The sequence below is a fragment of the Pandoraea sp. PE-S2T-3 genome (genome assembly GCF_002179965.1).
Lineage (GTDB): Bacteria > Pseudomonadota > Gammaproteobacteria > Burkholderiales > Burkholderiaceae > Pandoraea.
This window is the reverse complement of the sequence record NZ_NGUQ01000018.1, coordinates 605,055-627,348: the sequence shown is the minus strand read 5'-3', so window position 1 is coordinate 627,348 and position 22,294 is coordinate 605,055. Positions and strand designations below refer to the sequence as shown.

The 22,294-nt window shown below is 63.1% G+C and carries 22 protein-coding genes; 16 read left to right on the top strand and 6 right to left on the bottom strand.

Going from position 1 to position 22,294, the window contains the following annotated elements; translation table 11 throughout:
- Nucleotides 1–78: 78 nt before the first annotated feature.
- Nucleotides 79–1,815: a phosphoenolpyruvate--protein phosphotransferase gene (gene ptsP / locus CDV46_RS18270; RefSeq protein WP_087724069.1), complete on the top strand. Its 1,737-nt coding sequence runs from the start codon at nt 79–81 to the stop codon at nt 1,813–1,815.
- 114 nt (nt 1,816–1,929) lie between these two features.
- Here ptsP and CDV46_RS18265 read toward each other — a convergent pair whose 3' ends face one another.
- The 3 genes from CDV46_RS18265 to gpmA all read right to left on the bottom strand — a co-directional run bounded on the left by CDV46_RS18265 (nt 1,930) and on the right by gpmA (nt 5,649).
- Nucleotides 1,930–2,682 carry a HesA/MoeB/ThiF family protein gene (locus CDV46_RS18265; protein WP_087724068.1) on the bottom strand — a complete coding sequence of 251 codons (753 nt, stop codon included), beginning with the start codon at nt 2,680–2,682 and terminating at the stop codon, nt 1,930–1,932.
- A gap of 139 nt (nt 2,683–2,821) precedes the next feature.
- The gene (locus tag CDV46_RS18260; protein ID WP_058380047.1) at nt 2,822–4,384 is read right to left on the bottom strand and encodes a S41 family peptidase; all 1,563 of its coding nucleotides are present in this window, start codon (nt 4,382–4,384) and stop codon (nt 2,822–2,824) included.
- Nucleotides 4,385–4,902: 518 nt separating this feature from the next.
- Complete coding sequence (gpmA, locus tag CDV46_RS18255) at nt 4,903–5,649, bottom strand: 2,3-diphosphoglycerate-dependent phosphoglycerate mutase (protein WP_087724066.1); 747 nt, start codon at nt 5,647–5,649, stop codon at nt 4,903–4,905.
- A 233-nt stretch (nt 5,650–5,882) separates the two neighbouring features.
- Between gpmA and CDV46_RS18250 the strand changes: the two genes are divergently transcribed.
- The 5 genes from CDV46_RS18250 to CDV46_RS18230 all read left to right on the top strand — a co-directional run bounded on the left by CDV46_RS18250 (nt 5,883) and on the right by CDV46_RS18230 (nt 8,876).
- On the top strand, nt 5,883–6,290 hold the full coding sequence (locus CDV46_RS18250; protein WP_058377096.1) for a rhodanese-like domain-containing protein: 408 nt from the start codon (nt 5,883–5,885) through the stop codon (nt 6,288–6,290).
- Between the two features lie 17 nt (nt 6,291–6,307).
- The gene (grxC, locus tag CDV46_RS18245) at nt 6,308–6,568 is read left to right on the top strand and encodes a glutaredoxin 3 (RefSeq protein WP_087689940.1); all 261 of its coding nucleotides are present in this window, start codon (nt 6,308–6,310) and stop codon (nt 6,566–6,568) included.
- A gap of 68 nt (nt 6,569–6,636) precedes the next feature.
- A complete protein-coding gene (gene secB / locus CDV46_RS18240; RefSeq protein WP_058377098.1) occupies nt 6,637–7,143 on the top strand; it encodes a protein-export chaperone SecB in 507 nt (168 codons plus the stop codon).
- 80 nt (nt 7,144–7,223) lie between these two features.
- Nucleotides 7,224–8,234, top strand: coding sequence for an NAD(P)H-dependent glycerol-3-phosphate dehydrogenase (locus tag CDV46_RS18235; protein WP_087724064.1), 1,011 nt, complete (start codon nt 7,224–7,226; stop codon nt 8,232–8,234).
- 84 nt (nt 8,235–8,318) lie between these two features.
- Nucleotides 8,319–8,876 (top strand): O-acetyl-ADP-ribose deacetylase, encoded by a 558-nt coding sequence (locus CDV46_RS18230; protein ID WP_087689937.1) that lies wholly within the window; start codon nt 8,319–8,321, stop codon nt 8,874–8,876.
- Here the strand turns inward: CDV46_RS18230 and trmL are convergent.
- Nucleotides 8,858–9,328, bottom strand: a complete 471-nt coding sequence (gene trmL / locus CDV46_RS18225) for a tRNA (uridine(34)/cytosine(34)/5-carboxymethylaminomethyluridine(34)-2'-O)-methyltransferase TrmL (protein WP_087689935.1) — start codon at nt 9,326–9,328, stop codon at nt 8,858–8,860. The genes CDV46_RS18230 and trmL overlap by 19 nt on opposite strands.
- A 26-nt stretch (nt 9,329–9,354) precedes the next feature.
- A complete protein-coding gene (locus tag CDV46_RS18220; protein WP_170936046.1) occupies nt 9,355–9,801 on the bottom strand; it encodes a ComF family protein in 447 nt (148 codons plus the stop codon).
- A 533-nt stretch (nt 9,802–10,334) separates the two neighbouring features.
- On the opposite strand from CDV46_RS18220, the gene CDV46_RS18215 reads away from it, so the two are divergent.
- The 10 genes from CDV46_RS18215 (at nt 10,335) to CDV46_RS18170 (ending at nt 20,984) form a co-directional block, all read left to right on the top strand.
- Nucleotides 10,335–11,246 carry a methyltransferase domain-containing protein gene (locus CDV46_RS18215; RefSeq protein ID WP_087724060.1) on the top strand — a complete coding sequence of 304 codons (912 nt, stop codon included), beginning with the start codon at nt 10,335–10,337 and terminating at the stop codon, nt 11,244–11,246.
- Between the two features lie 189 nt (nt 11,247–11,435).
- Nucleotides 11,436–12,488: a 2,3-diaminopropionate biosynthesis protein SbnA gene (gene sbnA, locus CDV46_RS18210; protein WP_087724057.1), complete on the top strand. Its 1,053-nt coding sequence runs from the start codon at nt 11,436–11,438 to the stop codon at nt 12,486–12,488.
- Nucleotides 12,485–13,528: a 2,3-diaminopropionate biosynthesis protein SbnB gene (gene sbnB / locus CDV46_RS18205; RefSeq protein WP_087724055.1), complete on the top strand. Its 1,044-nt coding sequence runs from the start codon at nt 12,485–12,487 to the stop codon at nt 13,526–13,528. Before sbnA ends, sbnB begins: the two co-directional genes overlap by 4 nt.
- The gene (locus tag CDV46_RS18200) at nt 13,525–15,027 is read left to right on the top strand and encodes an adenylosuccinate synthetase (RefSeq protein ID WP_087724053.1); all 1,503 of its coding nucleotides are present in this window, start codon (nt 13,525–13,527) and stop codon (nt 15,025–15,027) included. The genes sbnB and CDV46_RS18200 overlap by 4 nt, the downstream gene beginning before the upstream one ends.
- Nucleotides 15,020–15,976 (top strand): diiron oxygenase, encoded by a 957-nt coding sequence (locus CDV46_RS18195; protein ID WP_087724051.1) that lies wholly within the window; start codon nt 15,020–15,022, stop codon nt 15,974–15,976. The genes CDV46_RS18200 and CDV46_RS18195 overlap by 8 nt, the downstream gene beginning before the upstream one ends.
- Before the next feature lie 119 nt (nt 15,977–16,095).
- Complete coding sequence (locus tag CDV46_RS18190) at nt 16,096–17,142, top strand: ornithine carbamoyltransferase (protein WP_176399106.1); 1,047 nt, start codon at nt 16,096–16,098, stop codon at nt 17,140–17,142.
- A 170-nt stretch (nt 17,143–17,312) separates the two neighbouring features.
- A complete protein-coding gene (locus CDV46_RS18185) occupies nt 17,313–18,419 on the top strand; it encodes a threonine synthase (protein WP_176399105.1) in 1,107 nt (368 codons plus the stop codon).
- Nucleotides 18,416–19,369 carry an FAD-dependent oxidoreductase gene (locus CDV46_RS18180; protein ID WP_087724046.1) on the top strand — a complete coding sequence of 318 codons (954 nt, stop codon included), beginning with the start codon at nt 18,416–18,418 and terminating at the stop codon, nt 19,367–19,369. The genes CDV46_RS18185 and CDV46_RS18180 overlap by 4 nt, the downstream gene beginning before the upstream one ends.
- Nucleotides 19,370–19,443: 74 nt before the next feature.
- Complete coding sequence (locus tag CDV46_RS18175; protein WP_176399104.1) at nt 19,444–20,133, top strand: flavin reductase family protein; 690 nt, start codon at nt 19,444–19,446, stop codon at nt 20,131–20,133.
- Entirely contained in the window at nt 20,130–20,984 is an 855-nt protein-coding gene (locus CDV46_RS18170) for a peptidylglycine monooxygenase (protein WP_087724042.1), read from the top strand. Before CDV46_RS18175 ends, CDV46_RS18170 begins: the two co-directional genes overlap by 4 nt.
- A 96-nt stretch (nt 20,985–21,080) precedes the next feature.
- Here the strand turns inward: CDV46_RS18170 and CDV46_RS18165 are convergent, their stop codons facing one another.
- Nucleotides 21,081–21,821 (bottom strand): autoinducer binding domain-containing protein, encoded by a 741-nt coding sequence (locus CDV46_RS18165; RefSeq protein ID WP_176399103.1) that lies wholly within the window; start codon nt 21,819–21,821, stop codon nt 21,081–21,083.
- Nucleotides 21,822–22,294: the final 473 nt, after the last annotated feature.

Genomic DNA, 22,294 nt, shown 5'->3' with positions numbered 1-22,294 from the left:
GCGCCATCCAAACGCCGGAATCGGGCCCGCACCGGCCCGGAGGATCGAATCATCCGCCTTTGAACTGGGGAGACTTCCTTGTCTTTCACCCTGCACGGCATTCCCGTCTCGCGTGGCATCGCGATCGGCCGCGCCTATCTTCTGGCGCCCGCAACGCTCGATGTCCCGCACTATCTGCTCGATCCGTCCCAGATCGACGACGAAATCGCGCGCTTTCGCAAAGCGCAGGCGAGCGTCCAGCAAGAACTCGATACCCTCAAGGCTGAACTCCCCGACGACGCGCCGGGCGAGATGGGGGCGTTTCTCGATGTCCACTCCCTGATTCTTAACGACACGCTGCTCGTCGACGCCGTCGTCAAGCTCGTACGCGAGCGCCGTTACAACGCCGAGTGGGCACTGACCACGCAACTGGAAGTGCTCGTTGCCCGCTTCGAAGACATCGAAGACGAGTATCTGCGTGAGCGTCGCGCCGATATTGAGCAAGTGACGGAGCGTGTGCTCAAGGCACTCGCCGGGGCGCCCGGCATCCGGCACGTGGTGGCCGAGACGCCGCGCGACGACATGATCGTCGTGGCCCGCGATATCGCCCCCGCCGACATGCTTCAGTTCAAGTCGCAGACGTTCAAGGGCTTTGTCACCGACCTGGGCGGCAAGACCTCGCACACGGCGATTGTCGCGCGCAGTCTGGGCATTCCGGCATCGGTCGGCGTGGCGCAGGCCAGTCTGCTGATCAAGCAGGACGACATCATCATCATCGACGGCGACCACGGCATCGTGATCGTCGACCCGGCACCGATCGTGCTCGAAGAGTACAGCTACCGGCAGAGCGAGCGCGCGCTCGAAGACCGCCGGTTGCAACGGCTCAAGCACTCGCCGGCACAGACCATCGACGGCACCCCCATCGAGCTGCTCGCCAACATCGAGTTGCCGGAAGACGCCAAGACTGCTGTGGCTGCGGGCGCCGTCGGTGTGGGGCTCTTCCGCACGGAATTCCTCTTCATGAATATGGAAGAGGCGCCGGAGGAGGAGGAGCAGTTCGAGGCGTACAAACGTGCGGTCGAGTCGATGAAGGGGTTGCCGCTCACGATTCGCACGATCGACGTCGGGGCCGACAAGCCGCTCGACAGCCACGAGTCGTACGAGACCGCGTCGAACCCGGCGCTGGGCTTGCGTGCCATTCGATGGAGCTTGTCCGAACCGCGCATGTTCCTCACACAGTTGCGGGCGATTCTGCGCGCGTCGTCGTTCGGTCAGGTGCGAATCCTGTTCCCGATGCTCGCGCACGCGCAAGAGATCGATCAGACGCTTGAGCTCGTGGGCGAAGCCAAGGCACAGCTCGACGCGGCCGGTCTGCTCTACGACCCGGGCGTGAAACTCGGCGCGATGATCGAAGTGCCCGCCGCCGCGCTCACCGTGCCGATGTTCCTCAAGCGGCTCGACTTCCTGTCGATCGGCACGAACGATCTGATTCAATACACGCTGGCGATCGACCGGGCCGATAACGCGGTGGCGCATCTCTACGATCCGCTGCATCCGGCCGTGTTGCGCCTGATTGCCATGACGATCCGCGAGGCACACGCGTATGGCGTGCCGGTGGCGGTATGCGGTGAAATGGCCGGCGACCCGACGGCAACGCGTCTGCTGCTGGGCATGGGCTTGCGCGAGTTCTCGATGCATCCGAGCCAGTTACTTCAGGTGAAGCAGGAGATCTTGCGCGCACATCTGCCCGATCTCGAGCGGCCGGTGCAGGAACTGCTGGCGGCGACGGAGCCCGAGGAAATGCAGGCGGCGCTGGCGCGTCTCGCGGTCGCCTAGTTTTTCGTTGCCGCAAAAAAATGCGGGCCCCCGGTAACGGGGTGCCCGCATTTTTTATATCTGCTCAGCTTCGCGCGTGAACTCTCGGAATCGGCACAAAAAAATCGACGTCACTCAGTGACGCTGTCCGCAGACCTTGCATTCCGGATTGCGCGCGCAGTGCATCGTGTGCCAACTCATCTTGCGGCTGTCGAGCATCAGCAGACGGCCTACCAGCGGCACACCGACCCCCGTGATGACCTTGATCGCCTCGGCGGCTTGCATGCTGCCGATGATGCCCACGAGCGGCGCCAGCACGCCCATGGTGGCGCACGCTTGCTCGGGGAACGGCTCATCTGCGGGGAAGATGCATTCGTAGCAGGGTGACGTGTCGTTGCGCACGTCGAACACACTGATCTGCCCATCGAAGCGCAGCGCAGCGCCCGAGACCAGCGGCACCTTGGCCGCCACGCACGCGCGATTGACCGCATGGCGCGTGACGAAGTTGTCGGAACCGTCGAGCACCACGCTCGCCGTCTTTGCCAGCGCAGTGAGGCGAACTTCGTCCACTCGCTCGTTGACGACGTCTACCACCACGCCCGGATTGACCTGAGCAATGCGATTGCGGCCCGAGATCACCTTCGGATGACCCACGCTGTGGGTGTCGTGCAGGATCTGGCGTTGCAGGTTGGTGAGATCGACATCGTCGTCATCGATCAAGGTAATGCGCCCGATGCCAGAGGCCGCCAGATAAAGCGCGGCAGGTGAGCCGAGACCGCCCGCACCCACGATTACCGCGTGGGCGGCCAGCAGACGCTCCTGGCCCTCGATACCGATTTCATCGAGCAGGATATGACGGGAGTAACGCAACAGCTGATCGTCGTTCATCGCAAAACGGAGAAGCCTTTTGGCCACATGGGGGGCGGCGTGCGGCCGTCGGTGGACGGAGCGGCGGGATGACGCCCGCGCGGCAATAAAAAAACCGTGCCGGCTTTCGCGGGCACGGTTCGTAGTGTAAGGCGGATGCTTACTTCTTGTCCGTCGGCTTGGCGGGCACGACCGTATCCGTCTTCGGATCGGTCTTGGCGCCGGCAGCCGGGGCGGCGGCCGGTGCAGCCTTGGCATCCTTCGGCAGCGGACCGGCATTGGCTTCCAGACGCGACTTCGTGCGCTGGACCGGTTCGCCCTTCAGTTGATGCACAGCCTGCTGGAGCATGAAGTCATCGGCGCTACCCAGATCCGGCAGACGCTCCTGGCTTTCCTTCTTGCGTTCTTCCGGCGTCTTCTTGGCGTTTTCTTCCTCGAGACGGCGCAGCTCTTCCAGGCGGCGGGTTTCGCGAGCATCGATTTCCTTCTGCTCGTCCGGCGTCTGCGTGTTGTGCAGGTGGTTCTGGTAATCGATTTCGCGCGTCACCAGCACGTCGTCCGGGTCACCCTTCGGATTCTGATCGACCGGCACGTCCGGCTTGATACCGATCGACTGGATCGAGCGGCCGCTCGGCGTGTAGTAGTACGCCGTGGTCAGACGCAGTGCCGTATCCGGCGAGAGCTGACGCACCGTTTGCACCGAACCCTTGCCGAACGTGGTCTTGCCCATGATCAGTGCACGCTTCGAGTCTTGCAGCGCACCCGCCACGATTTCCGAGGCCGAGGCCGAGTAGGCGTTCACCAGCACCACCATCGGCACCGTCTTCCAGATCGGCGCTTCGCCCTTGAGCGGATCGTCCGGGCTGGCCGACAGACGGTAGTTGTCGAACGTTGCGGTGTACTTCTGCTTCGCGTCTTCGATCTGACCGTTGGTCGTCACGACGGTCGCGCCGTTTTGCAGGAACGCTGCCGACACGCCAACTGCGGACTGGAGAATACCGCCGCCGTTGTTACGCAGATCGAGAATCAGACCCTTGACCGGTTGATCCTTCGACAGTTCTTGCAGCTTCTTGGCCAGATCCGGCACCGTGCGTTCCTGGAAGCTGGTGATGCGCACGTAGGCGATACCCGGCTCCAGCAGCTTGCCCTTGACGCTCTGCACGCGAATTTCGGCGCGCACGATCGACACCGGGAAGGTGCGCTCGTCGGACTTGCGGTAGATGGTCAGCGTGACCTTGCTGCCCGGGGCGCCGCGCATACGCTTGACCGCCTGGTCGAGCGTCATGCCGCGTACCGGCTTGTCGTCGATGCGGGTGATCAGGTCGCCGGGCTTGAGGCCGGCCTTGAACGCCGGGCTGTCTTCGATCGGCGTGATCACCTTCACGAGGCCGTCTTCCTGCGAGATCTCGATGCCGAGACCTGCGAAGCGGCCACGCGTCTGCTCTTGCAGCTCTTTGTATTCTTCCTTGTCGAGATACGACGAGTGCGGGTCGAGGCTCGACACCATACCCTTGATGGCTGCGGTCAGCAGCTTCTTGTCGTCGACCGGCTGGACGTATTCACGCTTGATCTGACCGAACACTTCGGCCAGCAGACGGAGCTGCTCTAGCGGTAGCGGCGTGGTAGCGCTCTGTGCGGACGCCTGCGAAAACGCGAGGGTGGCAGCCGCACCGGTCGCGAGGCCCAGCACGATCAGGCCGATGTGTTTGAGGGTTTGGCGCATATAGGCGTGGAAATTCCGGATTTTTTCGGGGCGCCCGCCAATGGGCGCGCGCACTTTGGCGAAGTATAACCGTTTGCCCGCAGGGCGGACATTGCCCATTCGACAGGGAGTTTTCCGGAGAGGTTCTCAGAAAAGTTCCAGTCAATGCGTCCTTTGCGTGAATTTTCCGTGAAGTGTGGCCCGATAATGCGTTGCGATGGCAGGCAGGATGTGCCAAACGGCCCGGAGGGGATTGGCCTCACCATGCCGGCAAATGCAGGGCAAACGGTCATATGGACGTGTTACACCGTATTACCGCTAGGGGTTTGTGCGCAGTGCGAATGACGGATGAATGACGGACGAATGGCGCGGGAATGTCGTGATGATGGCGGGGCAATGACGGATCCCTGGCGAGCCCAGGGGCCCCGAGTTGCGGTGCGCATGGCAAACGGGCCATCGGAACACCGAGGTGTCGCGATGGCCCGTCAGGGACGGCACGCACGGCGATTGCCGTGCGTTTTCCAGTGATTTCCGGCGATTTACTTCGACTTGCCCTGCGCGGCGACAGCCGCCAGTGCGCCGGCGATCTTGTCCTGATCGCCCAGGTAGTAGTGGCGAATCGGCTTGAGATCGGCGTCCAGTTCATACACGAGCGGCGTGCCGTTCGGGATGTTCAGGCCGGCGATGTCGTCGTCCGAAATGTTGTCCAGGTGCTTGATGAGCGCGCGCAGCGAATTGCCGTGTGCGGCGACGAGCACTTGCTTGCCGGCACGCACCGCCGGGGCGATCGATTCGTTCCACAGCGGGAGAACGCGAGCGACGGTGTCCTTCAGGCACTCGGTGAGCGGAATCTCTTCGCGCTTGAGCTTGGCGTAACGCGGGTCGTTGTACGAGCTGCGTTCGTCGTCGTCGGCGAGCGGGGGCGGCGGCGTGTCGTAGCTGCGACGCCACACGTGGACCTGATCGTCACCGTACTTTGCGGCGGTTTCGGCCTTGTTCAGGCCGGCCAGCGCACCGTAGTGACGCTCGTTCAGGCGCCAGGTGTGGACCACGGGAATCCACATCTGGTCCATGGCATCCTGCACGTGCCAGAGCGTGCGAATGGCGCGCTTGAGCACCGAGGTGTAGGCCAGATCGAAGGCGAAACCGGCGTCGGCGAGCAATTTGCCTGCCTGGCTGGCTTCGGTGACGCCCTTTTCGGTCAGGTCGACGTCGACCCAGCCGGTGAAGCGATTTTCCTTGTTCCACGTCGATTCGCCGTGGCGGATGAGAACGAGCTTGTACATGAGCAGCTTCAGTCAGAGTTGGAAAGCGGGGGCAGCCGGGAGGCGCGAAAGCGGTTCGTGGCACCCCGCGCAGCCCCGCCCAGTATGGGCGTAGCAGCAGCGGACCGAGGACGATCGAGGGGGCGGAAAAACCGCCGCCGAGGTCCGGCGCAACGATTGGCAACGCGACCCGTCGGCGCAATCTCGGAATATTTTATAATGATCGGATTCTTTTGATCTTTTTCAGGTGGCTTGTGAAGTTCTTTGCCGATTACACCAACCTCGCGCTGATCGCCATTGCCCTCGTTTCGGGCGGCATGCTGGCATGGCCGGTTTTCAAGCGCGGCGGTCGCGGTCTGTCCACGATCGAAGCGACGCAGCTCATCAACCGCAAGGGCGCCGTGGTTCTCGACGTGCGCTCGATAGAGGAATTCGCCGGCGGCCACCTGCCGTCCGCGCGCAACGTGCCGCTCGACGACGTGGAACAAAAAGTCGGGCAAGTCATCAAGAATAAGGCAGCACCGGTACTTATCGTGTGCAAGAGCGGTCAACGCTCGGCGCGCGCCCAGACGTTGCTGCGCAATCTCGGCTATGCCGAGTCGTTCAGCCTCCAGGGCGGTCTTGCCGCTTGGCAGGAAGCCGGCTTGCCGGTCGTGAAGTAATCGAGGAGTTGCCAGTCATGCCGAAGATCGTGATGTACAGCACGCAAGTGTGCCCGTATTGCCAGATGGCCGAGCGCCTGCTGCGCCAGCGTGGTGTTCAGGAAATCGAGAAGATTCTGATCGACAAGGACCCTGCCCGTCGTGAAGAAATGATGACGCGCACGGGCCGTCGCACGGTGCCGCAGATCTACATCGACGATCGCCACGTCGGGGGTTATGACGATCTGTCTGCGCTTGATCGTGCCGGTGGCCTCGCGCCGCTCTTGCAAGCCGCCTGATACCGCCTGCAAAATAGTAGTCCGCCCAGCCGCGCCGTTGCGCGGCTGTTTTATCCCAAGGAAAAGAAATGTCCGACCAGAATCAGCCGTTTTTCAGCATCCAGCGCGCCTACCTGAAAGATCTGTCGCTTGAGCAGCCGAACTCGCCCGCGATCTTCCTTGAACAGGAAATGCCGACGGTCGAAGTGCAAGTGGACGTCGCCGCCGAGCGTCTGGCCGATGAAATCTTCGAAGTGGCCGTGATCGCCACCGTGACGGCAAAGATCAAGGACAAGGTTGCGTTCCTGGTTGAAGGCAAGCAAGCCGGCATTTTCGAAATCCGCAACGTGCCGGTCGAGCAGCTCGATCCGCTCATCGGCATCGCCTGCCCGACGATCGTGTACCCGTATCTGCGTGCAAACGTGGCCGATGCCATCAGCCGTGCCGGGTTCCAGCCGATCCATCTGGCCGAAATCAACTTCCAGGCGCTGTACGAACAACGTCTGGCACAACTGGCCGAGCAGCAAGCGGCCAACGGCGAGACGCCGGCGCCGGGCATCGTGATGCCCGACGGCTCGTCCGCCAAGACTCACTAAGCGCTCTCGCGCTTGATCGACGCGATGGCCAGCAGGGCGCTTAGCTGCGTGAGCCAAGCCATTGCGTCGAGGTCCCCCTCATGAAAATTGCCGTATTCGGTGCAGGTGCCTGGGGCACCGCAATGGCGAGTCACATGGCAGCACGCCAAGACGTTGTTCTCTGGGCGCGCGATGCTGCGCTCGTGAAGCAACTGAGCGCCACTCACGAAAATTCCACTTATCTTCCGGGTGCCGCGCTGTCGCCGCGTTTGCGCTTCGATGCCGATTTTGCGAGCACGCTCGCGCACGGTACGGGCGAGCGGGCACTGTGCGTTGCCGCCGTTCCTGTTGCAGGATTGCGCGCGTTGGCCGGCCATCTGGCCGCGGCTGCGCATCCGCCGGAACATCTGATCTGGTTGTGCAAGGGCTTCGAGTCCGATACGGGGCTGCTGCCGCATCAGATCGTTTCAGACGTATTCCCCGGGGTTGCGGGTGGCTCGTTGTCCGGCCCGAGTTTTGCGCGCGAAGTGGCGCAGGGGTTGCCGGCTGCGCTGACCATCGCGAGCACTGTGCCGTCGCTGTGCGAGTTGACCATCGATGCGTGCCATTTCGGCGCGCTGCGTATTTATTCGAGCGACGACGTCATCGGTGTTGAAGTCGGCGGCGCCGTAAAGAACGTACTCGCAATTGCGACGGGTGTCGGTGACGGGCTGGGCCTCGGACTGAACGCACGCGCCGCGCTGGTGACGCGCGGGCTCGCCGAGATGACCCGCTTGGGCGTGGCGCTGGGCGGCAAGCCCGAGACGTTCATGGGCCTTGCGGGCATGGGCGATCTGATTCTGACGGCCACCGGCGATCTGTCGCGTAACCGTACGGTCGGTCTGCAACTCGCGTCGGGCAAGTCGCTCGATGACGTGCTCGCGTCGCTGGGGCATGTCGCTGAAGGGGTACGCTGCGCACGTGCCGTGCGTGATCTCGCGCGAGCCCACGGTGTGAGCATGCCGATTACCGATGCGGTTTGCGCGATGCTGTTCGATGGATTGCCCGCCCGGGCCGCCGTCGAAGCGCTGCTGCGTCGCGATGCACGCGCCGAGCGGGAAGACGACGCGTAATGTTGTATTGCGTTGTATCACGTTGCCTCGCTGCATCGTTGTAACGCTGACCGCTGCCAACGTAGCTACAAGGGAGTTCTGCCCATGTCGCAAGTTGCTCGTCTCCACGCCTCTCAAGGCGACATCACACAGTATCCGGTCGACGCCATCGTCAACGCAGCGAACGAGTCGCTGCTGGGCGGTGGCGGCGTCGACGGTGCGATTCATCGCGCGGCTGGCCCGGAACTCCTCGAAGCCTGCCGCAGGTTGCGTGGATGCGCGACCGGTCAGGCGAAGCTCACCCCCGGCTTCCGCTTGCCGGCAAAGTTCGTCATTCACACGGTAGGACCGGTGTGGCATGGCGGCGCGCACGACGAGCCCGCATTGCTCGCGAGTTGCTATCGCGAGAGCTTGCGCCTCGCAGCGGAGAACGGCTGCACGAGCGTGGCGTTTCCGGCGATCAGTTGTGGTGTCTACGGTTACCCGATGGAACTGGCCGTACCGCTGGCGATCTTCGCGGTACGTGACGCCTTACCGCATTTCCCCACGATCCAGCGGGTGGAGTTTGTCTGCTTCGACACTGCGATGCTGCAACGGTATCGCGACGAACTGGATGCGCTGGACAAATCCGGCAACCGGGTCAATCAGGACCCGCCTGCGTAACCCTGTTGACGCCACGCTTCGAAGACCACGACCGCCACGGTATTCGACAAGTTCAGGCTTCGGTTGTCAGGCCGCATCGGCAAGCGCACACGTTGCGTGGTCGCAAAAGTGTCGAGCAATTCCGGCGCGAGGCCGCGTGTCTCGGAGCCGAAGATGAACCAGTCGCCCGGCGCGAACGACAGTTCGCCAAAGGGGCGCGAGCCACGGGTGGTCAGTGCAAACATCCGCGTCGGGTCCGGCGTCTCGGTACTCAGAAAACTCTCCCAATCGCTGTGAACCTTCATGTCGGCGTACTCGTGATAGTCGAGGCCGGCGCGGCGCATGCGTGCATCGTCCAGCGGAAAGCCGAGGGGTTCGATCAGGTGCAGACGCGCGCCGGTGTTGGCACAGAGGCGAATGACATTGCCGGTATTCGGTGGAATTTCCGGCGAAACGAGAACGACGTTGAACATGGTCGATGAGCAGTCAGGGGGCTAGGTTATTCGGAAGTCGGTGTGCGCAGCACCACAGCAGCGAGTACGTAGGTTGCGCCAGCGCGTTTCAGGGCTTGCGCGGCAGCATGGCAAGTCGCGCCGGTGGTCATCACATCATCGATCAGGACGACGCGATGTCCGTGGACCCGCTCGCTCGCCACAAAGGCATCGCGCAAGTTACGTTGCCGGGCGTCGCGCGTGAGTCCGCGTTGCGCCGTGGTCGTGCGCTCCCGCCTGAGCCATCGTGCGCTGGCGGGACGTTGCACCCGCCGGGCCGCAACGCGCGCGAGTTCCCAAGCTTGGTTGAAGCCGCGAGCGGCCAGTCGCGCGGGCGCCAACGGCACGGGGACCAGCAATGTCTGCGCATCACAGCGCGACAACACGGCGTCACCAAGGCGTTCGCCGAATTCGCGCGTCAGTGGCAGCGCGCCGTGGTATTTCAGACGAATCATGAGCGCATCGAGCGGAGCTACGTAATCTGCAAGAGCGATTGCGGCGTCAAAAGCGAGTGGCCGCCGCAGACAGGTGCCGCAAATCACTCGGTCGGTGCGGCAAATTGTCGCACCTTCCGGGAGCAAGTTGCCACCGTCTTGCGGCCGTGTCGGCGGCATCGCCACTGCGCACCGCTCGCAGCGAGCCGGCGTCTGTGTCCCGTCCGCGTCGAACGCCATGGCGCATCGTGCGCAGAGCTGCCGCGATGCCCGCACCTGACAAACCGCGCAGTGGTCGGGCAGGGCGACCCGCAGCAGCCTTTGTGTGAGGCGGCCAAGCGTGGGAAGGGTGTCGCGGAAGATGGGCAAGGGGGTTCGGATGATGACGTGGCGGAAGCCGGTGCTGAACAACAACCGGCAGATTCGCTGCCGGGCGTGCAAAAACAAAGGCAATAGGACGGCAGTGAAATTCGGGTGAAAGGGCGCCGCGCGGCGCTGCCCGATGCAGTCGGACAGCTGCGAGTATACTGCCGACTCGCCTTTTTGCCCGTCCCATGAAGCCTGCTGCCGCCCCCCCGTCCCCGTTTTCCGCCCGCTTTTTGCGGACCGCGTTCGATCGTCGCGCAACGAAATGGGCCGACGCCGATTTCCTGATGCGAGAAGTCGCCTCGCGCCTCGCGAGCCGGCTTGACTACATCAAGCTGAAACCGAAGCGCGTGCTGGACATCGGTTGCGGCACGGGTGGCGACCTTCTGGCCTTTGGCGAGCGCTATCCGGAGGCCTACCGCGTCGGCCTCGACGCGTCGTACGGCATGGTCAGCGCAGCGGCAGCGGCGGGTGCGACCACCGGCTGGCGCCGACTGTTGCGCAGCAGCCCGCCTTATGGCGTGGTGCAGGCCGATTTCTCCGCGCTGCCGTTCGCGCCGCGTGCCTTCGATCTCGTCTGGTCCAACCTTGCGCTGCACTGGTATCGCGAGCCGCATCGTGTGATTCCCGAATGGCACCGTGTGTTGAGTACCGACGGCCTGTTGATGTTCTCCGCGTACGGCCCCGACACGCTGCGTGAACTGCGGGCGGCGTGGGCGGAGGTCGACGACGTGCCGCACGGACTTGAGCCGACCGATATGCACGATCTGGGTGACATGATGGTCGCGAGCGGCTTCGATACGCCTGTGACCGACATGGAGCGGCTCACGCTGACTTTCGAGACGCCGGATACGTTGTTGCGTGATGTCCGCTTGCTGGGCGTCAATCCGTTGCCGGAGCGTCGTGGCGGCCTGACCGGACGTGCCCGGATCGCCGCACTGCGCGCTGCGCTGGAGCGCCAGCGCGGGAGTGACGGCACGATTTCACTGACGTTCGAACTCGTCTATGGGCACGCGTGGAAGGTGCCTGAGAAGACCGACGCTGCCGGCAATGCCGTGATCCGCCTGCAAGACATCGGACGCGGCGGCCGTCCGCGCTGACCCTCTTCTTCCCCCCTCCGCACCCTTCTTCTTGATACGCCGCACCCTGCGTCCTACATGAGCATGCAGGTGTTCGGCGTCGATGCCATTCGCTTAAATGACGCTTCACGGCGTGCATGAGCGAACGGTTTCGAGCATTTCGATCAGCCACGCCATTCCGTTGCCTTCGGGCAAGACTTCAGGAGAGGCATGGTGGGGCATCCGCACGAAACCCTGTCGGGCCAGACGGCAAACGAGACGGCGGCGCTGCGCGTGGCCGATGCTTTCCTGCGGCCCTCCGCACCGGTATTTACCGACATTCACGGCCTGTGCGCCGCGACAGTTCGCCTCAAGCTGGAGGGACTCAACGCGGCGGGGTCGATCAAGCTCAAGCCAGCGCTGCAACTGATCGAAGATCTTGAGGCGAAGGGCCGCATTCGCGAAGACACGCAGCTGATTGAATCGTCGTCGGGCAATCTGGGCGTCGCGCTGGCGATGGTCTGCGCGAATCGCGGCTATCGCTTCACGTGCGTGACGGACCCCAACACGTCGCACCACGCTGTCCGCACCATGCAAGCGCTGGGGGCACGCGTCGTATGCGTTGACCGGCGTGATGCTCAAGGCGGATTTCTCGCAACGCGCATCGCCTGGATTCACGAGCAACTGGCCGGCGATGATCGCTGGCTCTGGATCAACCAGTACGCGAACCCGAGCAACTGGCGTGCGCACTATCGCTGGACGGCACCGGAGATATTCGCCGCCTACAGGACGGTCGATCACTTGTTCATTGGGGCCGGCACCACCGGGACGTTGATGGGATGTCTCCGATACGTGCGTGCGAATCATCCGACGACGCGGGTGATCGCCGTCGACGCCGTCGGGTCCGTCACGTTCGGCGAAGCGCCTGGGCGGCGTCACATTCCCGGTCTGGGCACCAGTCGCCGCCCTGAGCTCTGCGACCCGTCGCTGCCCGACGCCGTCGTGCATGTCCCGGAGATCGACACGGTCCGCATGTGTCACGCGCTGGCGCATCGCGGCTACTTCGCAGGCGGCTCGACAGGCAGCGTGCTGTGCGCAGTGCAACGAGAAGCTGCCCGCATCGATGCCAATGACACGGTCGTCGCCATTGCGCCCGATATGGGCGACAAGTATCTGGACGGTGTCTATGACGCGGACTGGATACAGCGTTGTTTCCCGCAAATGACAGGCACAGGATTCTCGGTGTCCCATGCCATCCAGACGGTCTGCCCGGTGTTGCCATGAACGCGATACCCCTTCCCCAATTCCGCGTGTTCACCGGAGAGCAGGTTCACGCCGTGGTCCGTGAGCATCGGAGTGCGGTGCTGGATACGGTTGAGGCAGCTTACCGCGCGCATCATGCCGGCCGTACCGTCAACCCGGAGAGTCAATTCCTGCGCTTTCCCGACGGTCGTTCAAATCGCATCATCGCGCTGCCGGCGCACATCGATGCCGACGCTGACGATGTTGGCAACAGCATCACCGGCATCAAATGGATTTCGAGTTTTCCCGAGAACATCGCGCACGGCATGCCGCGAGCGTCGGCCGTGCTGATTCTGAACGATCCCGTCACGGGCTATCCGATGGCCTGCATGGAGGCGAGCATCATCAGTGCCGCGCGTACAGCGGCCAGCGCGATCAGCGCCCTGCGGTGTCTTGTAGGGCGTGAGCCAAAGACTTCGCGCGCCGTGCGCGTCGCGTTTGTCGGTGCCGGGCTCATCGCACGACACGTTGCCGATGGTTTGCCGCTGGCGAGAGTGCCGATTGAACGGGTGATCCTGCATGACTTGAACGAGACGTACGCGGCGATGCTGGCGGGACGCATCCAGTCGCAACTTGGATACGCAGTTGAGACGGCCGCCTCGCTCGAGCAGGCCATTCGACAGGCGGACGTCGTGGTCTTTACGACGACGGCCTCCGTCCCCTACGTCGACAACCCGGATTGGTTTTCACATTGCCCGGTGGTGTTGCACCTATCGCTGCGTGATCTCGCACCGTCAGTGATCCTCGAAGCCCACAACGTTGTGGATGATATCGAGCACTGCCTGCGGGCGATGACGTCGTTGCACCGCGCCGAGATGGCAACCGGACACCGCCGCTTCGTCACGACATCGCTTCCCCATCTGCTGAGCGGTGGCGACGCTCCGGCGCGCGATCGCCCCATCGTGTTTTCGCCGTTCGGCATGGGCATTCTCGACATCGCTGTTGGCCGCTGGGTCTACGACCGTCTGGCCGCGCAACAAGCCCCGATTCCCCGCTTTTTTTACGATATGCAACGCGCATGACTTCTGCTTCCTGTTCCCCGCCTTCCTCCACGACGTCCACCGACACCACCGACACCACTAATGCCATCGATGCTATCGGGTATGCCGACGTACTCGTCGGTCTGCAATACGGTGACGAAGGCAAGGCGAAGATCATCGACGTGCTCGCTCCCGGGTACGACGTGATCGCTCGCTTTAATGGCGGCGCCAACGCGGGACACACCATCGACACACCGCTCGGTCGCATCGCCTTAAAGCAACTGCCATCGGGTGTGTTTCACCCGCACGCGGTGTTGTACATCGGCTCCGGGTGCGCACTCAATCCATGGAAACTGGCCGACGAGATCGAGCAACTGCGCGAGATGGGCATCGACCTTGATGGCCGCTTGCATATCAGTGCACGCGCGGCCGTCGTGCAACCGCACCACATTGCGCTCGATCGACGCGGCAGCGCGACCATCGGCACCACCGGCAACGGCATCGGACCTTGCTATGCCGACCGTGCACTTCGCGTTCGCAATGACACACGGGTCAATTTCATGCTCTGCGATCTGCTCGACAACGAGACAGAGACGGTGGCGGCGATGCGCCGGGTGCTGACGGGCATGATCAATGCCGATGGCGGTACATCGCCGTGGGTCGCCGAGATGTCGGATCTGCTGCTGCGCCTGCCTGCCGTCATGACGAAATTACGTCCACACGTGGAAGTCGACCGTAGCTGGCTGACGAGACGTGTGAAGCAGGGCGCGCGTGTCCTGTTCGAGGGGGCGCAATCCGTGTTGCTCGATGTCGTGGATGGGAGCCAGCCATACGTGACATCGAGTCATACGGTGCCCGCCTACGCGTATGTGGGCGGTGATCTCTCCCCGAAGTACCACCGCAGGACGATTGGCGTGGCGAAGGCGATCATGTCCCGTGTCGGGCGTGGCCCGTTTCCCTCGGAGCTGGGCGGTGAGCGTTCTGCGCAGTACTGCCGGGAAGCTGCGGAAAAGCACATCGGCGTGGCGCATGAGCATGAGCACTTTTCACCCGATACGCTTTTACGCTCGAATGATCCGTTCGATATCGGTGCCGCGCTGCGCATGCTGACGGGTGAATACGGTACTGGCACCGGACGCCCGCGCCGAATCGGCATGCTTGACCTTGCGCAGTTGCGCGAAGTCGTCAAGGCGCATGGTGTCGACCGTGTCTATCTGAACAAGGTGGACTGTCTGGCCCACTATCTTCAGTCGTCATACCAGGGCGTGCCGATGCGCGTGCACCGCGATGTCCTGCCGAGTGAGCGAATTCCCGACGTGCTGATCTATCCGGGATTGACCGAACGATCGTTGTCGCACGGGCGCGAAGGGCATCTGGATGCTGCGCTGGGTGGCTTCATCGATTTTGTCGAACGGCACATCGGCGCGGCGCTCGCCGGCGTCGGACTCGGGCCGGAGCGGGCGAGCATGTTGTTGCTGGACGGGGACAAGCCTAGGGTGCCGTCCTGCGCCGTCGTGCCTCGGGCGGTAACGCATGGCTGAGACCCCGAGGTCCGTCGACGATGCTCACCGGGCATGCGACGCGCGCGACGTTACGTCGCGGCCGTGGCACGACGTGGCAACCGTGCGCCGCGCGTCCGGCGAAGTGCCGTTCCCGCCACTTCAGCCGGATCACCTCTTTTTCAATGTGTCGCTCATGCCCTACGCGACGCATCCGTGTGTTTGTGAATTGGGACAGTCCGCGCGGCAGCAGTTGAGCGCGCTGCGTCTGGCGGATTATCTGAACAAGACGGAGCGCGTCGAATTGCACATCGTCAACCGCGCCGTCGAATTCATGCTCGATGTGCCCGGTATTGCATCGCTGCATCGGGAGGATTTGCTGGCGATCTACACCGACGAAGGATTCCACACCTGGATGATGGCGCGGTTCCGGCGCGATGTGCAGAGGCAGTCAGGGCACGTGCTCTCGCAAGGGCCGTCTCTCGCTGTCATTCGCGTGCTGTCACTGTGCGAGACCGCGCCCCAGGCCTACCGAGGTCTGGCCATCATGGCGGCGGCATCGGTCACCGAAACGCTGATTACCGGCACGTTGCGACGAGCGGGCGCGTCGGACGATGTCTATCCACCGGTCCGTGTCCTGTTGGCCGACCACGCGTCCGACGAAATGCGGCATCAGGCGGCCTTCGTACGTTTCGTCAGCGAGTGGGTGCCGACACTGTCTTGCACAGAACGCGAGTTTCTCGACGCGCTGATTCCCGAATTGATGATGGCGTTTCTCGCGCCGGAGTTACCGACGTGGCGAGACCATCTCTGTGCCGTCGGTCTTGAGGAAGTCATTGCCGACAGGGTGATTCGAGAGAGTGCGGATCCGTTGGATATCGGCGTGCAGATGATGGAGGCGGCGCTCGTACCCCGCCGTCTCTTCGAACGACTGGGCATGTCGTGTTCCGAAACGTTCGCCCGGCGCGCAAGCCGATGGCACCTGCCCTGAATCACGCACGTCCACACCGATAGCCACCCATCCGCGACGCGTGCGAATCCGCACCAAAGGCGGCATATGAACAGCAGCTTCGCGCCGCAATGACGGCGAGCATCGACAAGGAGATATCCGTGACTTCTGGCTGGCTTGCCCCCGACTTGACGATGAGTCCGGCGGACTACCGCGCGTTGCTTAATGCGGCACTCGACTTCAAGCGCCGCTACCCTCGGCAAACTGAGTTCGCGTTGCGCGGACGAACCATCTACTTCCTTTTCTACAACGCATCGCTGCGCACGCGCAGCAGCTTTCAGACCGGCCTGTCCCGCATGGGCGGGCATGCCGTCATGCTGGATCCGCACAACGGCATCTACACACCTGCGTTACCCGAAGGAGAGATTCCGTACTCGACGGAGCGTATCGCGGACGTGGCCCGCGTGCTGTCGTCGTACGGTGATGCGATTGCCATCCGGATGTATGGCGAGCCCGCCGGCTGGGTGTATGGCGGCGCCCATCGGCATCTGGAAGCCTTCGCACGATGGGCCAGCGTGCCGGTGATCAACCTGGAGTGCGATCGCTTTCATCCGTGCCAGGCACTGGCTGACGTCATGACGTTACGCGAACAACTCGGTGGCCTGACGGGGCGCAGACTCTGCATCAGTTGGGCGTATTCGGGAAGCTGGCACAAGCCCGTCGCCGTGCCGCAAAGTTTGCTGCTTGCGGCCGTGAAATCGGGCATGGACGTGACGCTTGCGCATCCCCCTGAGTTCGCACTGGATCCCGTGATCATGCAGGCAGCGACACAGTTCGCGAACCAGACGGGCGCTAACGTGCGGGTGACGCACGACTTGCTTGATGGTGTGACCGATGCGCACGCCGTCTATGCGAAATCGTGGTGCAGCCTTGCGCATCTGCCAACGCGCCACGGCGATGCGGTGGATGAACGCGCCATGCTTGCGGCGTTCGAGCGGCATCGCGACTGGTGCGTTGATGAACAAGTTCTGCGACATGCCGCCCCCGATGCGGGGTACCTCCATTGCCTCCCTGCGGATCGTGGGCAGGAAGTGACGGATGAGGTCATCGACGGGCCGCAATCCTGGGTATTCCAACAAGCGACGAATCGCCTTCATGCGCAAAATGCCGTGATGGCACATCTGCTCAATCCGGGGTGTCTGGCATGACGTTCTCGTACCGGTACGTTTGTGTGCGGTGCGCCGAACCGCAAGACTGGGGCACGATTTGTTATCTATGCCCCCTGTGCGGACACAACCTGCGCATCGAGAGGAATCGTTGCGGGGTGGACGAGCAACCTTCGGCGGCCGACATCGTCGCTTCCTTTTGCGGAACGGGCATGTGGCGTTACGAACCGCTCTTGCCGATATCGTCGCGTTGGTCGAGCCGTCTCGCCGTGGGTGACACGCCGTTGCTCTCGTTAGGTGCCGACGACGGCGTGCATCTTTGGGTGAAGGACGACAGCCGTAATCCGAGCGGCTCACTCAAGGACCGCGCAACGGAGTTGGTGCTTGCGGCCGCCAGATGGCTTGGGTGCACGCAGGTGGTGGCGGCATCGACGGGCAATGCCGGTGCGTCGCTCGCATGTATCGCGGCTTCGCAGCAAATGCCTGCGACCGTGGTGGTACCCAGGCACACGCCGTACGCCAAGCTCGCGCAGATACGCGCCTATGGCGCACAGGTGCAGGTCATCGATGGCACCTACGACCACGCTTTCGATGTCGCTATCAGCATGGCCGACGCGCCGGAGGTGTGTTGCCGCAATACGGGGTTCAATCCGTTCACCCGGGAAGGCAAGAAGACGTGTGCGTTCGAGATTGCGGAAGCGCTTGGTTGGGACGTGCCCGACTGGGTGGTGGTGCCGACCGGAGACGGCAATATTCTTTCGGGTATCGCTACGGGGTTTCTCGACCTTTTCGCCTTGGGCATTACGACACGCGTGCCTCGCTTGCTCGCCGCGCAGGCCAGCAGTTCGCACAGCATCGCGCATGATTGGCTCGTTAGCGGGGCGTCCGGGGCGTCCGGCGCACTGCCGTCGTCGCCGACGCCTGTCACGCCGAATACGGTGGCGGACAGTCGTTCGGTGTCTCGTCCGCGTGACCATCTGGCGGCGTTGCAAGCGTTACGAATGACGCAAGGTGAGTGCGTCGTCGTAACTGACGCGCAGATCATGGCCTCGTCGCAAATTCTGTCGCAGCGCTATGGCTTGTGGTTCGAGCCATCGGCCGCTGCCGGGCACGCGGCACTCAGCGACGCCATTGCCTGCGGGAGAATTGAGCCGGGTGCGCGCGTGGTCTTGCTGGGGACGGGGAGTGGTCTGAAGGATCCGCACGCTTGTGCGCGTGTGGCGTGTGATGTGGGGGCCACCGCGACAGACCTTGGTGCTTTCGCGCCATCCATCAGCCCCGGTGACACGATCGACGTGCCGATGCGGAGCCGTCCGTGACGCGCCGGCGCGTCATCGTCGTCGGTGCGGGCGTCAGCGGCCTCACCACTGCCGTGACGCTATCGATGGCCGGTTGCGACGTGGCAATTCATGCGGCGGAAGCGCCGGCGCAGACGACCTCTGCATTGGCCGCCGCGATCTGGCATCCGTTTTATCAGGCTCCCGATCTCGTCTATCTCGAAAACGCCCGTCAGACCTATGCGGAGATGGCGCGCCTGTCTGACGATGTCGCGTCGGGTGTCGTCATGCGGCCACTCACGGAATACTTCGAGCGCGATGCGGGCACGCCATGGTGGTCAGCGTGCGTGCCGAGCGTCATGCGACTGCGTGCGGACGTGCCGTCCCGCTATGCCTGCGCCTATCGCATGGAGGTACCCGTCGCCGATACCGGCACCTATCTCGGTTACCTGATGGACATGTTTCTTGATCTCGGTGGAAGGTTTGTCCTCGCGCGAGTCAGTGACCCGGCCACTTTGCTTGATGACGCCGACTACGTGGTGAATTGCTGCGGTTACGGCGGCGTGGCCTTCGGCGACCGTGAGTTGTCGCTGTCACGCGCTGTGGTGCTACGGGCGATGCGTCACGACGCGGTGCACGGGTGCTTCGTCGACGACGCCGATCCGCTGCGACCGACCTACGTGGTTGAGCGACGTCACGACATCATCCTCGGCGGGACCGCAGACCCCGATATGACGTCAACGGTCATCGGCGAGCGACAGGTCGGCGATATCGTTCGGCGATGCGCGCGTCTTTGCGCCGGGGTTGCCTCACTGGATCTCATCGACGTCCGTGTTGGCTTCCGCCCGATGCGGCGAGCTGCGCGCGTAGAGCGCGATGGCACGCATGGCGGATTGCTTCACAACTACGGTCACGGCGGCGGTGGTTTCACCCTGTCGTGGGGATGTGCCAATCAGGTACTTCGCCTGATGGGAGAACCAGTGACGACTTGACCACGCACGCATCAAGCACGCATCAAGCACCTTCCAAGCACGTATTGCGCATGCCGCGCGTATCGAGAGGCCTCATGCAGATAGATCCCGCGACACTCGACGAAGCCCGCATCTACAACTTCATGATGAGCACGATACTGCCGCGCCCCATTGCCTGGGTGAGTACGATCGATGGGCAGGGACGGCCGAATCTTGCGCCGTATGCGTACTTCATGGGCGTGTGTTGTGTGCCGATGACGGTGCTGTTCTGTCCAGTCGTGCCACCGCCGCCGATGCGCAAGAAGGACACGCTACGTAACATCGAAACGGTGCCGGAGTTCGTCGTGAACGTGGCGAGTGCCTCGTGTATCGAGGCCGTGAATCTTTCGGCGGCACCGCTGCCGCCCGGTGAGTCGGAGTTCGAGCTGGCGGGCGTGACACCGGTTGCGTCGTCTCGGGTGCGGCCGCCGCGCGTGCTGGAGGCCAGCGTGGCGTTTGAGTGCGCTGTGCGCGACATCATCGAGATCAGCGCAGCCCCCGGGGGCGGGTGGGTTGTCCTCGGCACAGTGCTGGCCGCGCATGTTGACGATGCCTTGCTCGATCCGGCGACGCATCAGGTGAACCTGCGTGAACTGAAGCCGATTGGCCGACTGGGCGGTGGCGAATTCGTGAATGCCGCAAGCGATACCTTCACGTTGACCCGCTACAAGACACTGGCAGATCTGGTGACACGACAGGAGAGCACCCGCCCGCGCGGTGAGGCTGTCAAAGGGGGCGACGCATGACCGCCGCACCCGCGTGTAGTGAAGCGCGTGTCGTGGTGTTGGGGGCGCGCCGCTATCACGTCGACGTTGCACCGTTTTCCGGGGAGGATCTGAGCCGCGCGTTTGTCTCCGATGTTGCGATTCACCCGACGCTAGGCGTTGCACTGATCATGCGTGGCGATCCTGTCGTGAGATGGTTTGGCGACGATGGTCAGGCGCGTGGCCACTGGCAGTACGACGCCACGACACACGGTCATAGCGCTTGCTTCGATTCGCAAGGACGACTGCATCTTGTGGATTCGGATCGGCACTGCGTGCATCGCTTCGATGCCGATGGTGGACTCGATATCACCCTGGGCATCGCGGACGAGCCGAGATGGCGCGAGCCGTTCAACCATCCGACCGGCGTCGCGGTGACGTCTAGCGGCGAGATCTGGGTCTCGGACGGCTATGGCAATTCGCACGTTCACCGATTCTCGTCACAAGGGCGACATCTTCGCAGTTGGGGCGGCATCGGGGGCGAGCGCGGGCGCTTCAGCAATCCGCATGCGATCGCCATCGACGCGGAGGATCGGGCATGGGTCGTGGATCGCGAGAATCATCGCGTGCAATGCTTCTCTTTCGACGGCGAATGGTGCGGTGAAATTAGCGGACTGCATTTGCCGACCGCCATCGCCATCGGTCACGACGGCGTTCTCTATGTGACCGATCAGACACCGCGCCTCTGCGCCTACACGCCGAGCGGACAACTGATCGGGCGCTGCCGAACATTCGGCGCGATCGGTCATGGTCTTGCCGTCGATGCGCGGGGCGATATCTATGTCGCCAACATGATGCCGAACTGTGTCACGAGATTGCGCCGCTTCGCGTGATGTCAGTTCGTCGGAGATGGCGCGCACAAACCAGGCGGCAGCATCGTCGAGGCGTCTCGAGCGTCGAAATGCAGCTACGCCGTGACGTCTCCGGCCTCAATGCACTTCGTCGAGCAAACCGTACTCGCTGGCCAGTTTTGCCGCGCGGTGCCGGCTCGATACCTCGAACTTGCGCATCACACTGCGCAGATGAAAGACCACGCCGTGTTCCGAGATCGTCAGGATGCGGCCAATTTCCCATGACGTCTTGCCGCGTGCCACCCATTGCAGGCATTCGCGCTCTCGTGGTGTCAGCGCCGGTGGTGAAGCGCGCGAGGCCTCGCGTTGCACGATACGCCACGCGGCATCGTGCACATGCGTCGCCAGCGCTGCACCGAGGTGTTGCGTCCAGGCCCGCAAACGCGGGCGCGGGCGGGCATCCGAGGCGGCAAGACTCAACATGCCCGCCGCGCCGGATGGCGCAAACACCGGATACGTCACGCCCGTGCAAAGGCCCGCCGCCGTTTGCTCGCAGCGAAAACGCGAAGCTTCCGGTGTCGCGAACAAGTCAGGCGCCCACTCAACGGGTGTCATCTGCGTGCGCGCTCGTGCGAGCACGGGGTCGAGGGCGGCATAGCCGCATTCGTTATAACGGCGCTGCCACGATTCGGGGTAGTTGGAGACGTCAGGCGCCGCCGCATCGCCGCGTGGCAACGTGAACTGCCCCTGATAGCGGAAGTAGCGTTGTCTGAGCAGACCGCACAGCGATTGCAGCGTCGCGTGCAGTGCGTCGAAATCGGAGGCCGTCTGAAGCGTTTGCAGACCGTCGGCAAACGCGTGAAGGATCGCGCAACGCATGGCATCGTTTCGCCGGCATCGGCGTTCATGTAGGGAACATGCATCGCTTGTAGCACGCGAGAACACAGGCGGCCCGCCACCGCCGTCGCGGCATCGCAGCAGTGTTGTCACGGCGCGACCCGGCGAAGGGCGCGACATAACGTCGCACGCGAAATCCGGTGCAACGTCTACTGTTGATGGATATCGGACGAATCCCGCATTTCATCACATCGTAACGCGCGCGATGGATCGGCAGGCGACGGCGAATGTGTCACGACCGAGTCAATCGGTGATGCGGTGAGCGGTGTTTGACAAGATCGGCGACAGGCTATTCAGGACACCGCAATGACTTGTGTCGTGTTGCAATGTGTCAAACGCGCAAAGCATAGGGAGTATCCCGTAGACGCTTCCGCGCGCGCTTCGCCAGCTAAGGGAATAACCGGATTTCCCTTTTGCATCAATGAGTTCAGGAGGATGCTATGGCGCGCCAAATA

What these genes read in the sequence shown, in the direction of transcription:
- CDV46_RS18195 (WP_087724051.1), top strand. Translation starts at nt 15,020, where the DNA reads ATGGCTGAGACCCCGAGGTCCGTCGACGATGCTCACCGGGCATGCGAC.
- CDV46_RS18235 (WP_087724064.1), top strand. Translation starts at nt 7,224, where the DNA reads ATGAAAATTGCCGTATTCGGTGCAGGTGCCTGGGGCACCGCAATGGCG.
- sbnB (WP_087724055.1), top strand. Translation starts at nt 12,485, where the DNA reads ATGAACGCGATACCCCTTCCCCAATTCCGCGTGTTCACCGGAGAGCAG.
- CDV46_RS18215 (WP_087724060.1), top strand. Translation starts at nt 10,335, where the DNA reads ATGAAGCCTGCTGCCGCCCCCCCGTCCCCGTTTTCCGCCCGCTTTTTG.
- CDV46_RS18230 (WP_087689937.1), top strand. Translation starts at nt 8,319, where the DNA reads ATGTCGCAAGTTGCTCGTCTCCACGCCTCTCAAGGCGACATCACACAG.
- gpmA (WP_087724066.1), bottom strand. Translation starts at nt 5,649, where the DNA reads ATGTACAAGCTCGTTCTCATCCGCCACGGCGAATCGACGTGGAACAAG.
- CDV46_RS18265 (WP_087724068.1), bottom strand. Translation starts at nt 2,682, where the DNA reads ATGAACGACGATCAGCTGTTGCGTTACTCCCGTCATATCCTGCTCGAT.
- CDV46_RS18260 (WP_058380047.1), bottom strand. Translation starts at nt 4,384, where the DNA reads ATGCGCCAAACCCTCAAACACATCGGCCTGATCGTGCTGGGCCTCGCG.
- CDV46_RS18220 (WP_170936046.1), bottom strand. Translation starts at nt 9,801, where the DNA reads ATGATTCGTCTGAAATACCACGGCGCGCTGCCACTGACGCGCGAATTC.
- CDV46_RS18170 (WP_087724042.1), top strand. Translation starts at nt 20,130, where the DNA reads ATGACCGCCGCACCCGCGTGTAGTGAAGCGCGTGTCGTGGTGTTGGGG.
- CDV46_RS18200 (WP_087724053.1), top strand. Translation starts at nt 13,525, where the DNA reads ATGACTTCTGCTTCCTGTTCCCCGCCTTCCTCCACGACGTCCACCGAC.
- secB (WP_058377098.1), top strand. Translation starts at nt 6,637, where the DNA reads ATGTCCGACCAGAATCAGCCGTTTTTCAGCATCCAGCGCGCCTACCTG.
- CDV46_RS18185 (WP_176399105.1), top strand. Translation starts at nt 17,313, where the DNA reads ATGTGGCGTTACGAACCGCTCTTGCCGATATCGTCGCGTTGGTCGAGC.
- sbnA (WP_087724057.1), top strand. Translation starts at nt 11,436, where the DNA reads ATGGTGGGGCATCCGCACGAAACCCTGTCGGGCCAGACGGCAAACGAG.
- grxC (WP_087689940.1), top strand. Translation starts at nt 6,308, where the DNA reads ATGCCGAAGATCGTGATGTACAGCACGCAAGTGTGCCCGTATTGCCAG.
- CDV46_RS18175 (WP_176399104.1), top strand. Translation starts at nt 19,444, where the DNA reads ATGCAGATAGATCCCGCGACACTCGACGAAGCCCGCATCTACAACTTC.
- CDV46_RS18165 (WP_176399103.1), bottom strand. Translation starts at nt 21,821, where the DNA reads ATGCGTTGCGCGATCCTTCACGCGTTTGCCGACGGTCTGCAAACGCTT.
- trmL (WP_087689935.1), bottom strand. Translation starts at nt 9,328, where the DNA reads ATGTTCAACGTCGTTCTCGTTTCGCCGGAAATTCCACCGAATACCGGC.